Raw genomic sequence first — 12002 nt, forward strand, 5'->3', positions numbered from 1 at the left:
AGTGCGGCCCCCGGCCCCGCCCCCACTCGGCTTCACTACTTGAAGCCTGTGTTTCCTCTTGACGCCACTCGCGTGTCCTCGCTTCCATACGGTTACGAATGGGAGCGCTCCCACCAGGCTTCCGCCGTCCACCCCCACCACGAACTGAAGCGTTCCGTCCCCCCACCGAGAGGAATCGCCACCGTGGTCCCCTTTCCGGGCTCGCTGAGCCCCCTGAGAAAAACGAATAGGCTGCGGGTCTTTCTGGCCGCCGCCGTCGCGGCGGCGCTGCTCGCGCTGCTCTCCCTCGCCGGACAGACGCACGCCACGGCGGCGGGCGCGCCCGCGGCTCCGGCGGCGGCCGAGGCCGCCACCGGCTACTGGCACACCAGCGGACGCCAGATCCTGGACTCCACGGGCAAGTCGGTCCGCATCGCGGGCGTCAACTGGTTCGGCTTCGAGACCAGCAACTACGTGGCCCACGGCATCTGGTCGCGCGACTACAAGAGCATGATCGACCAGATGAAGCAGCTCGGCTACAACACGATCCGACTGCCGTACAGCGACGACATCTTCAAGGGCACGATGCCCTCCAGCATCAACTACTCCGGCGGCATGAACGCCGACCTCCAGGGCCTCAACTCCCTCGGCGTAATGGACAAGATCGTCAACTACGCCGGTTCCATAGGGCTGCGGGTCATCCTGGACCGGCACCGTCCGGACTCCGGCGGCCAGTCCGCGCTCTGGTACACCGCCGCCGTCCCCGAGTCGACCTGGATCACCAACCTCAAGGCGATGGCGACCCGTTACCTGAACAACCCGGCGGTCGTCGGCATCGACCTGCACAACGAGCCGCACGACCCGGCCTGCTGGGGCTGCGGCGACACCACGATCGACTGGCGTCTGGCGGCCGAGCGCGGCGGCAACGCCGTCCTCGGCGTCAACCCCAATCTGCTGATCTTCGTGGAGGGCGTCCAGACCTTCAACGGGACGTCCGGCTGGTGGGGCGGCAACCTGATGGGCGCGGGGCAGTACCCGGTCGAGCTGAACGTGGCGAACCGGGTGGTCTACTCGGCGCACGACTACGCGACCAGCGTCGCCCAGCAGCCGTGGTTCAGCGACCCGAGCTTCCCGGCGAACATGTCGGCGATCTGGGACAAGTACTGGGGCTATCTGTTCAAGCAGAACATCGCCCCGGTCTGGGTCGGCGAGTTCGGCACCACCCTCCAGTCGACCGTCGACCAGACCTGGCTGCGGACGCTGGTGGACTACCTGCGGCCGACCAGCACCTACGGCGGCGACAGCTTCAGTTGGACCTTCTGGTCGTGGAATCCCAACTCCGGGGACACCGGCGGCATCCTCAACGACGACTGGACGACGGTGAACACCGTCAAGGACGGCTACCTGGCCAGCATCAAGGCGCCCGGCTTCGGCGACTCGGGCGGCACGACCGGCGGCACCACCAACGGCGGTACGTCGACCGGCACGTCGTCGGGCACGTCGAGCGGCACGTCCTCCGGCACCTCGTCGGGCACCTCCTCCGGTACGACGACCGGCACGTCGACCGGTACGACCTCCGGCTCCACCGGCGGTCCGACCGGCGGCAGTTCCGGCTGCACGGCCACCTGGCACACCGACAACCAGTGGAGCGGCGGCTTCACCGCCACCGTGACCGTGGCCAACTCCGGTACGGCCGCGACCAAGAGCTGGAAGGTCACCTGGACGTGGCCGGGCGGGCAGCAGGAGACCAGCGGCTGGAACGCGGACATCCACCAGGCCGGAGCGGCGGTGACCGCGGGCAGCCTCGCCTACAACGCCGCGCTCGCCCCGGCCGCCACGACCACCTTCGGCCTCCAGGGCACCTCCAGCGGCACCCTCGGCGCACCCGCGCTGACCTGCACCGCCACCTGACGCACCACTGATGTGCCGGCGCTCCCCGCGGGGCGCCACCGACCGGCGGGTCCCGTTCAGGGGCCCGCCGGTCCCCGTTGCGCGCGGGGCCGGCGCGGCCCGCCCCGGCCTTGATGCGACGCGGAATTGACCCCGTGCAGACCCCTAGGCATACCGACCAGTCGGTACTAGCCTCTGGCCACACCTTCGGGGCCGGCCGCACCGCACCCCCGAGGGGCCGCAGCAGTGCCGTCCCCGTGCCACTCCACCCGGTCTCCAAGCATCTCCAGGAGGAGCCGTATGTCCGCCACCCCGACGCCGCTCGACGCCGACAGACCCGGGCCCGACGCCCGGTCCGCAGGCGCCCGTACCGCGCTCAGTCGGCTCTACCGCCGTGACCTGGCCGAATATCCGGCCACCGGGCGTCGTATGGCGTATCTGGCGATCGTGGTGATCACGACGGTCGTGCTGTACTACATGCTCTACATCCAGTACGCGGTCGCCACGTCGATCATCACGCACTTCGACATGACCTACCGCTACTTCGTGTGGGTCTCGGTGATCGGCAACGCGGTGGGCGCCTTCGCCTCGCTGGTGGCCGGGCTCGCCGACCGCTGGGGGCGGGCGAATCTGGTGGTCTACGGGCTGCTCGTCGCGTCGCTGCTGGTCTTCCTCGGACTGCCGAACGCGGGCGGCAAGACCATGTATCTGGTGCTGTTCGCGCTGGTCAGCTTTATCGAGGGCATCGTGCTCGTGGCCACGCCCGCGCTGATCCGCGACTTCTCGCCGCAGGTCGGGCGGGCCACCGCGATGGGCGCCTGGACGATGGGGCCGGTGATCGGCAGCCTCGTCGTCACCACCGTCACCAGCAACACCCTGGACACGTCGAGCTGGCAGGACGAGCTGCGCTACTCCGGCGTCTCCGGTCTGGTGGTCTTCGTGATCGCGATCTTCGCGCTGCGCGAGCTGTCCCCCGGACTGCGCGACCAGATCATGGTGACGCTGCGGGACCGGGCGCTGGTCGAGGCGCGCGCCAAGGGCATCGACCCGCAGGCCGCGAGGCGCGGTGAGTGGCGGCAGATGCTCCGGCTCGACGTGGCGGGCTCCGCGCTGGCGATCTCGCTCTTCCTGCTGCTGTACTTCGCGGCCGTCGGCAACTTCGTCGTCTACTTCGCGACCACCTACGGCTACACCGAGCAGCGGGCCAACGCGGTCGCGAACTGGTACTGGGCGGCGAACGCCATCGCCCTGGTGGTGATCGGCGTGATCTCCGACCGGCTCAAGGTGCGCAAGCCGTTCATGATCGTGGGCGCGGTCGGTTCCATCGTGGTGACCGCGATCTTCGCCTCCCGCGCCACCCACCCCACCACCGGCTACTACACCTTCGCGTGGCTGTTCATCGGGATCGGCGTCTTCAGCGGCATCGCCTACGGGCCGTGGATGGCGAGCTTCACCGAGACCGTCGAGAAGCACAATCCGGCGGCCACCGCGACGGGCCTGGCGGTGTGGGGCTGGACGATCAGGATCGTGGTCGCGGTCTCGGCCGCCTTCATCCCGGTGCTGGTCACCTCCGTCACCCCGCTGGTCGACCACGGCACCGAGGTCACCGTCGCGCAGCGGCAGGCGGCGCCCGCGCTCGCCGTCGTCAACGCCCATCCCCAACTCTTCGCGGAACTGGGCAAGTACCCGCCGGGCAAGGCGCCCGCGGCCCTCACCCAGCAGGCGGTCCAGGAGGTCGGCCCCGCCGACCTCGCCGTGGTCCAGAAGGCGCAGCCGCAGTTGGCGGTGCTCACCACGTACGGCGCCAAGGTGCAGAAGGCCGCGCACGACGGCCCCGGCCAGTGGCGTACCTGGTGGTGGATCTGTGTCGGCGGCCAGGTCCTCTTCCTGCCGTTCGTGTTCGTGATGGCCGGTCGCTGGAGTCCCAAGCGGGCCAAGCAGGACGCCGATGAGCACCAGGCGGCGGTGGACCGCGAAATGGCGGCGCTCGCGGCGGAACCCGCCTGAGGCACACGGCACACCCGCGAAATCGCCCGCCGTGCTCAAGAAATGACACAGCGTCAGTCATGCGGGGGTAATGGCCCGGTCATGGGCCCGTCAGGTGCCTCGGCGCCCGGCGGGCCCATGAATGATGTGCGACGGCCATGGCGCGCCTGTGTGAATCGCCGGTCACGGCGGCCCGTGAGGGCTACAGTCCCGATCATGAGCGAACGTCCGTTTGAGGCTCTGGGGTTGAGTGCCGACGCGGACCGGGCCTACCCGTTGCTGGTGGCCACGCGGGGAGTGGCCGATGCGGAACTGGCTCGGCAGATGGGGGTGTCGAGGGCGCGGGCGGAGGAAGCCTGCGGGGAGTTGGCCGGGCGCGGCCTGGCGAAGCTCGGGCGCGACGGGCGCTGGTATCCGGTGCCGCCGCAGAGCACGCTGCTGCCGCTGGTGTCCCGCGCCCAGGAGCAGTTGCGGCGCGGCCGGGAACTGCTCGACCGGCTGGGAGTGGAGTACCAGCGGGTGCACGAGGGCCACCGGGCGGAGGAGATCGTCCGGGTGGTCGAGGGCCAGGCCGCCATCGGCCGCTGGGCGGAACAGCTCCACGCCTCGGCCGTCTCGGAGTTGATGGCCTTCGTCCGTACCGACAAGGACACGGCGGACGACGCCGTCCCCGACCCGCTGGCCTGCGGCTCGGCCGCCGTGCCGGGGATACGCCGCCGGGTGGTCTTCGAGCGGGCGGGCCTGGAGTCGATGGGCCTGGACCCGCTGGCCGCGCTCGACCCGCCGGGCACCCGGCAGCAGGCGTTCGTCCGGGTCACCGACCGGCTGCCGGTGCGGCTGTGCGTCGCCGACCACTCGCTGGCGCTGCTGCCGCTGCCCGCCGACGCGCGGCCACCGGACCCGGTGATGCTGGTGATCCGGCCGAGCGGACTGCTCGACGCGCTGGTCACGCTCTTCGAGTCGGTGTGGGCGGACGCCGTGCCGCTCGGCCGCCCCGACGCCGGACCCTCGCCGGCCCGCGCCGACGCGGGACCGGCCCGCAGCGCCGTCCAACTGCGCATCCTGGCCATGCTGGTGAGCGGCAGCACGGACGCGGCGATGGCCCGCGCCCTGGGTGTCGCGGTGCGGACCGTGCAGCGGCACATCGCGGCGATGCAGCGGGACGCCGGAGTCGACAACCGTATACGGCTGGTCTGGCACGCGGCCCGGCACGGCTGGCTGGACGACGGATACGGACGCGGTGAGGTTGTGCCGTCTGGTTGACGTGAACGCGACGTGCAGTTCCGGTGTGGGTGATGTCAGGTATCCGACAATCACTTCGGGTTCCAGTGGTGCGTGTGAGGCACAGGTATACGCCAGCGGTTCGATCGGACCGCAACCGGCCACGACCTCGTCATGGCACGGTCCCCTCCGGCATCACGGAGTCCCGCCTTGCGCATATTTCCCAGACGGAGCGGAGGTCGGCGCGCCGCTACCGCGGTAGCCGCCCTCGCGTCGGCCACCATCGCCCTGCTCGGCCTTCAACTGCCCGCCGCGGCAACGGCGTCCGCCGCACCCTCCTCCCGGCCCGACGTCGTACGGCAGTGCGGCGACGCCCAGCCGGGTCAATTCCGCTGCTTCGCGCTGCGCCGCACCGACGTGGCCGCGCACAAGGGCATCCAGCCGCTCGCCGCCACCCCGGCCGGCTTCGGTGCCACTGACCTCCAGGACGCGTACAACCTGCCCGCCGACGGCGGCGCGGGCCAGACCATCGCCATCGTCGACGCCTACGACGACCCCACCGCCGAGGCGGACCTGGCGATCTACCGGGCGCAGTACGGCCTGCCCGAGTGCACCACCGCCAACGGCTGCTTCAAGAAGGTCAGCCAGCGCGGCGGCACCGACTACCCGTCACCCGACCCCGACTGGGCGGGCGAGATCTCGCTCGACGTCGACATGGTCTCGGCAGCCGCCCCCAACGCCCACATCCTGCTCGTCGAGGCCGACTCGGCGAACTTCGCGGACCTGGGCGCCGCGGTGGACGAGGCGGTCGCGCTCGGCGCGAAGTACGTCTCCAACTCCTACGGGACCGGCTACAGCAGCACGCCCGGCAGCGGCGAGGACCCGTCCGAGACCACGGACATGGACCCGTACTACAACCACCCGGGTGTCGCGGTGGTCGCCTCCTCCGGCGACGACGGCTTCGGCGTCAGCTACCCGGCGGCCTCGCAATACGTGACCTCCGTCGGCGGCACCGCGCTCGCCAAGGACACCGGCACCAGCCGCGGTTGGACCGAGTCCGTGTGGAACAACACCTACGGCGGCCCCGGTTCAGGATGCTCGCTCTACGAGCCCAAGCCGGCCTTCCAGACCAACGGCTTCTGTGACAAGCGGTCCGTCGCCGACGTCTCCGCGGTCGCCGACCCGGTCACCGGCGTCTCCGTCTACCAGGGCTACGGCGGCAACGGGTGGGCGGTCTACGGCGGCACCAGCGCCTCCTCCCCGCTGATCGCGGGCGTGTACGCGTCGGCCGGCACCCCGGCCGCGGGCACGTACCCGAACTCCTACCCGTACGCGCAGGCCGGCGCCCTCAACGACGTCACCGCGGGCAACAACGGCACCTGCTCGCCCACCCAGCAGTGCACCGCGGGCCCCGGCTACGACGGCCCGACCGGCCTCGGCACCCCGAACGGCCTGGCGGCCTTCCGCAGCGGCCCGCACGGCGTGCTCACCGGCAAGGTCACCGACCACGCCACCGGGGCGGCCATCGCGGGCGCCAAGGTGACCGCGGGCGACTACAGCGCCACCTCCGACGCGACCGGCGGCTACAAGCTGGACGTCCCGCCGGGCAGTTACGACCTGACCGCCGCCGCCTACGGCTACGCGAGCAAGACCGCGTCCGCCGTCGAACTGGCCGACGGCGCCACCGTCACCACCTCCTTCGCCCTGGACGCGGTGGCCAAGCAGACCGTCGCGGGCAAGGTCACCGACGGCTCGGGCCACGGCTGGCCGCTGTACGCGAAGATCACCGTCGACGGTGTCCCCGGCGCGCCGGTCTACACCGACCCCGTCACCGGTGACTACTCGCTGACGCTCCCTCAGGGCAGCGCGTACACCCTGCACGTCAGCGCCAACTACCCCGGCTACAAGACGGTCGACAAGAGCCTCCAGATCGGCACCGCCGACCAGACGCTCAACGTCCCCGTGCCCGTCGACCCGTCGTCCGACCAGGCGCCCGGCTACGCGGTGCACCTGACCGGCAGCAGCGAGGCGTTCACCTCCACCACCGGACCCCCGGCGGGCTGGTCGGTGACCAACGCGGACAGCACCAACGGCGGTTGGGTCTTCAACGACCCGGGCGCCCGCGGCAACAGGACCGGCGGCAGCGGCGGTTTCGCCAACATCGACAGCGACAACATCGGCCAGGGCCTCAGCCAGGACAGCTCGCTGCTGTCCCCGTCCTACGACCTCACCGACGTCGCCGCCCCGGTGCTCGGCTTCGACACCGACTACAAGGCGTTCAGCAACTCCACCGCCGACGTGGACGTCTCGACCGACGCCGGCGCCACCTGGACCACCGTCTGGCACAAGACGACCACCTCGGTGGCCGGTCCCACGCACGTCGAACTCCCGCTGGCCGACTACGCGGGCAAGAGCGACGTACGGCTGCGCTTCCACTACAAGGGCAACTGGGCCTACTGGTGGCAGCTCGACAACGTTTTCGTCGGCAAGCGCACCTACGACCCGGTCAGCGGCGGCCTGATCGTCGGCAACGTGACCGACAGCAACACCAAGGCGGGCGTCAACGGCGCCACCGTCACCAGCACCGACGCGCCCGACGACCACACCACCACCAACGCCACGCCCGACGACCCGAACCTGGGCGACGGCTTCTTCTGGATGTTCTCGCACCTCACCGGCAAGCACCCGATCACGGCCACCGCGTCGAAGTACACCTCGGCGACCGCGACCGTGAACGTCCCCAGGGACGGCGTCGGTTCGCACAACCTCGCCCTCAAGGCGGGCCAGATCAAGGTCACCCCGGCGAGCATCAGCAAGACCGTCGCCTGGGGCAAGAGCGCGAGCCAGGTCGTGACGGTGAAGAACACCGGTAACGCCCCGGCCACCGTCACCCTCGGCGAGACGCCGGGCGGAGTCGTCCTCCAGAAGGCCGGCGGCGCCCCGCTCAACCTCGTCAAGGGCCACTACTCGCCGCTGTCGCTCACCACGCACGGCGCGAGCGCCAAGAAGGGCGCGCTGTCGCCCGGCGGCAAGGCCACCACCGACGCCGCCGCCAACGCGCAGGGCGCGGCGGGCGACGCCTGGCAGACCATCCCCGACCTGCCCGTACCCACCGGTGACAACGCGGTGGCCGTGCACAACGGGACCGTCTACTCGGCGTTCGGCTTCACCGGCGTGGCCGACACCAGCGACCTGTACGCGTACAGCGCGGACAGCGGCGCCTGGACCAAGCTCGCCTCCGCCGCCGACACCCGTGAGGCCCCGGTCCACGGCGTGATCGGCGACAAGTTCTACGCGGCCGGCGGCTGGGGCGCCAGCGGCAACCCGGACGCCAAGCTGGAAATCTACGACATCGCCTCCAACACCTGGAGCACCGGAGCCAATTCGCCCAAGCCGTACGCGGGCGCGGGCAGCGCGGTGCTCAACGGCAAGCTGTACTCGGTCGGCGGCTGCACCGCCACCGCGTGCGGCACCGCCGACGTCACCTCCTACGACCCGGCGACCAACACGTGGGCCAGCGCCGCCGCCTACCCGGAGCCCATCGCCTGGGAGTCCTGCGGCGCGGTCACCGGCAAGCTCTACTGCTCCGGTGGCACCACGGACGCGGGCAGCACCACTCACGCGTACGTCTACGACCCCGCCGCCGACTCCTGGTCGCCGATCGCGGACCAGCCGACCGACGCGTGGGGCGCCACGTACACCTCGGCCAACGGCGTGCTGCTGGTCAAGGGCGGTGCCATCAACGCGGGCGCCGCGCTGACCAACCAGACGTGGGCCTACCAGCCCACCGACAACACCTGGACGGCGCTGCCCAACGCCAACGCCTCGCTCTACCGCGGCAGCGGCGGCGCCGGCTTCTACTCGGTCGGCGGCCTGGCGGGCCAGACCCCGGCCAAGAACGCGGAAGTGCTCCCCGGCTACGACCAGCCCGACGTCACCGACGTCACCTGGCTGTCGGAGAGCGCCACGTCCGTCACCGTCGCACCCGGCGCCAGCACCACGCTGACCGTCACCCTGGACGCGTCCGTCCCCGAGATCACCCAGCCGGGGACGTACTCGGCCTCGATCGGCCTGGCCAGTGACACGCCGTACAGCATCGCCCCGATCCCCGTGTCGCTGACCGTCAAGCCGCCCGCCACCTGGGGCAAGATCACCGGCACCGTCAGCGGCGGCGGATCGCCGCTGGCCGGGGCCACCGTCCAGATCAACACCTGGGCGACGCACTACACGCTGAAGACCGCCCCCGACGGCACGTACGCCCTGTGGCTGGACGTCCGCAACAACCCGCTCCAGCTCATCGTGGCCAAGGACGGCTGGCAGCCGACCGTGGCCACCGTGAAGATCACGAAGGGAGCGACCGTCACCAGCAACTTCACCTTGCTGAAGGACTGATCGGGACTCCTTCGCAGCAGCGCGCCCCCGTCGCCGGTTCCCACCGGCGGCGGGGGCGCCGCCGTGCGAGGGGCGTCAGTCGGTGAGGCCGGTGACGCGCAGCGTCAGATTGAGGCGTCCGCCGCTCAGCCCGACGGCCGGATCGCCGGTGTGCGGAAGGACTTTGGGCACCCCGTGGAAGGCGTAGCGGGACGGCCCGCCGAAGACGAAGAGGTCACCGGAGGCCAACTCCACGTCGGTGTACGGCTTTCCGCGCGTCTCGGTGTTGCCGAAGCGGAAGACGCAGGTGTCGCCGATGCTCAACGACACCACCGGTGCACCGGACTTCTCGTCCTTGTCCTGATGCATGCCCATCGTGGCGCCCTCGCCGTAGAAGTTCACCAGCGCCGTGTCCGGCGCGTACGCCGCCCCCGCGGCCCCGTCCTCGTACGCGTCCGCCACCGCGCGGCGGCCCAACTCGCCCAGGCGCTCGGGGAACGCGGCGACGCGGGCGCCGTTCACGTCGTGCGCGATCCGCGAGTACGCGTACGGGCTCCAGTGCCAGCCCAGACACATCGTGTGCACCGACATGACGCCGCCGCGCGGCAGCCGGGTGCGCCGCATCGGCACCGGGCCGCGCGCCCACGCGCGGCACGCCGCCACCAACTCGGCCTGTTCCTCGGGGGAGAGCCAGCCGGGCACGTGGACGGCGCCGGGCGCGGGCCGCGAGCGCGGCCGGGGGATGAGCGCGTTCACGCCGCGCTCCTGGCCCGCGCCTCGCGCAACAGGCGGGCGATGACGTCGAGTTCGGCCGCGACCAGGCGCTCGGCCGCGTCCGCGTCGCCGTCGAGCACCGCCGCGACCAGCGCCTCGTGACCGCCAGGACCCGCGGTCCCCAGGGCCAACAGGGCCTCGCGCAGCGCGGGTGCGAACTCGGCGAACAGATCGGTGAGTACGGGATTGCCGGCCGCGGCCACCAGCGCCGCGTGCAGCGCGAGGTCGGCGTCCACGCGGGCCGCCGGATCGGCGGCGGCCTCCGGCCGGGCGGCGCGTGCGGTGGCCGTGAGCGCCGAGGCCAGCGCTGCGTCGAGCGCCGCCGCGTCCTCGTCGGTACGGCGCCGCGCCGCCAGCCGTACGGCCCGCGTCTCCAGCAGCGCGCGCACCTCGTGGACGTCCGTCGCCGCCGCCCTGCCGAGCTTGGCCGACCACTCCTCGACCGGTTCGGTGGCGATGACGAACACCCCGGCGCCCTGCCGGGTCCGCAGCTGCCCGGCACCGGCCAGGGCGCGTACCGCCTCGCGGACCGTGGACCGGCCGACACCGAGCGACGCGGCGAGCGCCGTCTCGCCCGGCAGCCTGGCGCCCACCGGCCAGCGTCCCTCGGCGATCTGCTCCCGCAGGCGCTGCGCGGCCTGCTCGACGAGCGGACTGGGGCGCAGTGATCCGACGGTCATCGGCGTCTCACCTCGCAGATCTCAGGTTCTCTGAGGAGTCGTCCCAAGATCAGTTTACTCGGGGCCACCGGGACGGCGACCCGAGCGGGACGGCGGCCGAAAGCGGGGCTCGACGCGCGGGCTCGATGCGCGGGAGGGGCGCACGGGCCCGGTGCGCGGGAGGGGCCTCAAGGCTTGTAGATCTTCCCCGGCTCCGGCTTCGCGGGGGCCATCAGCTCCGGCACGGTCACCAAGGTGTAGCCCTCGGCGCGCAGCGAGTCGATGATCCCCGGCACCGCGGGCACCGTTCCCTTGTAGAGGTCGTGCAGCAGGATGATCCCGTCCCGGTGCGCGTCCTTGAGGATGCGCTTGTGGATCAGCGCGGAGTCGGTGGTCGCGTAGTCGCTCGCCGTGTCGTTCCACAGCACCAGCGACAGGCCCAACTCCTTGGAGATCTTGGCGACTTCCTTGTTGGTACGGCCCTGCGGCGGGCGCATCAGCGTCGGCCGCTTGCCGGTCAGCTTCTCGACCGCCGTGTTGAGCCGGTCCAACTCGGTGCGGATCTCGGCCGGTTTGAGGTCGGTCAGCCTGCGGTGGGTCCAGGTGTGGTTGCCCAGCACATTCCCGTTCCGCCCCATCTGCGCGACCAGGTCCGGGTACTTGTCCACGTGGTTGTGGCCCAGCAGGAAGAAGGTGACCCGCACCTTCTTTTCGTCGAGGACCTTCAGCAGCGCGGGGGTGTGCTCACTGGGACCCGCGTCGAAGGTCAGCGCGATGCACTTGGCCTTGCGGCAGTCGACGGCCCCGGCGGGCAGCGCCGCGTCGGCCCCGGCCTTCTTCGCCGCCGCGTTCCGCGCGCTGCGCGGGGACTGCGTGTCATAGGTGGTGCACCCGCTCAGCGCCGTCGCCAGCGCCACCGCCGCCACCGCGGCTCCGGCGCACCGGCGTCGTATGGCTGAGGGCGTTCCTGGCATGGCGGGTCCTCCGGGTCTGTGCGTGGGCGCGCCGCGCGGTGGCTCGGAACGGCACCGCGCGGCTGCGTACGGCTGCTCGGCACGGGGCTCCGCCCGGCCCGCCGCGCGGGCTCGCCGGGCGACATCCGTGCGAAGTCTGTATGTCCGC

Annotated in this window: 7 protein-coding genes; 4 read left to right on the forward strand and 3 right to left on the reverse strand. The window is 71.5% G+C overall.

Features of this window, described 5'->3' with window-relative positions; all coding sequences use genetic code 11:
• Window positions 1–204 precede the first annotated feature (204 nt).
• The 4 genes from ACFZAM_RS15580 (at window position 205) to ACFZAM_RS15595 (ending at window position 9468) form a co-directional block, all read left to right on the forward strand.
• Window positions 205–1890, forward strand: coding sequence for a cellulase family glycosylhydrolase (locus ACFZAM_RS15580; protein ID WP_391046698.1), 1686 nt, complete (start codon window positions 205–207; stop codon window positions 1888–1890).
• Window positions 1891–2169: 279 nt separating this feature from the next.
• Complete coding sequence (locus ACFZAM_RS15585; protein ID WP_391046294.1) at window positions 2170–3876, forward strand: MFS transporter; 1707 nt, start codon at window positions 2170–2172, stop codon at window positions 3874–3876.
• Between the two features lie 195 nt (window positions 3877–4071).
• Window positions 4072–5118, forward strand: a complete 1047-nt coding sequence (locus ACFZAM_RS15590; RefSeq protein ID WP_391046297.1) for a LuxR C-terminal-related transcriptional regulator — start codon at window positions 4072–4074, stop codon at window positions 5116–5118.
• Between the two features lie 168 nt (window positions 5119–5286).
• Complete coding sequence (locus ACFZAM_RS15595; protein WP_391046300.1) at window positions 5287–9468, forward strand: carboxypeptidase regulatory-like domain-containing protein; 4182 nt, start codon at window positions 5287–5289, stop codon at window positions 9466–9468.
• Between the two features lie 75 nt (window positions 9469–9543).
• On the opposite strand, the gene ACFZAM_RS15600 is transcribed toward ACFZAM_RS15595, so the two are convergent.
• The 3 genes from ACFZAM_RS15600 to ACFZAM_RS15610 form a co-directional block, all read right to left on the reverse strand.
• Window positions 9544–10203: an alpha-ketoglutarate-dependent dioxygenase AlkB gene (locus ACFZAM_RS15600; protein WP_391046302.1), complete on the reverse strand. Its 660-nt coding sequence runs from the start codon at window positions 10201–10203 to the stop codon at window positions 9544–9546.
• Entirely contained in the window at window positions 10200–10901 is a 702-nt protein-coding gene (locus tag ACFZAM_RS15605) for a GntR family transcriptional regulator (protein WP_391046304.1), read from the reverse strand. Before ACFZAM_RS15605 ends, ACFZAM_RS15600 begins: the two co-directional genes overlap by 4 nt.
• A gap of 167 nt (window positions 10902–11068) precedes the next feature.
• Complete coding sequence (locus ACFZAM_RS15610; RefSeq protein WP_355332910.1) at window positions 11069–11854, reverse strand: polysaccharide deacetylase family protein; 786 nt, start codon at window positions 11852–11854, stop codon at window positions 11069–11071.
• Window positions 11855–12002 lie beyond the last annotated feature (148 nt).

Source organism: Streptomyces sp. NPDC008079 (assembly GCF_042957385.1).
GTDB lineage: Bacteria > Actinomycetota > Actinomycetes > Streptomycetales > Streptomycetaceae > Actinacidiphila.

Excerpts from the sequence above, each read along its gene's own strand:
- ACFZAM_RS15585 (WP_391046294.1), top strand. The coding sequence starts at position 2,170 with ATGTCCGCCACCCCGACGCCGCTCGACGCCGACAGACCCGGGCCCGAC.
- ACFZAM_RS15590 (WP_391046297.1), top strand. The coding sequence starts at position 4,072 with ATGAGCGAACGTCCGTTTGAGGCTCTGGGGTTGAGTGCCGACGCGGAC.
- ACFZAM_RS15605 (WP_391046304.1), bottom strand. The coding sequence starts at position 10,901 with ATGACCGTCGGATCACTGCGCCCCAGTCCGCTCGTCGAGCAGGCCGCG.
- ACFZAM_RS15610 (WP_355332910.1), bottom strand. The coding sequence starts at position 11,854 with ATGCCAGGAACGCCCTCAGCCATACGACGCCGGTGCGCCGGAGCCGCG.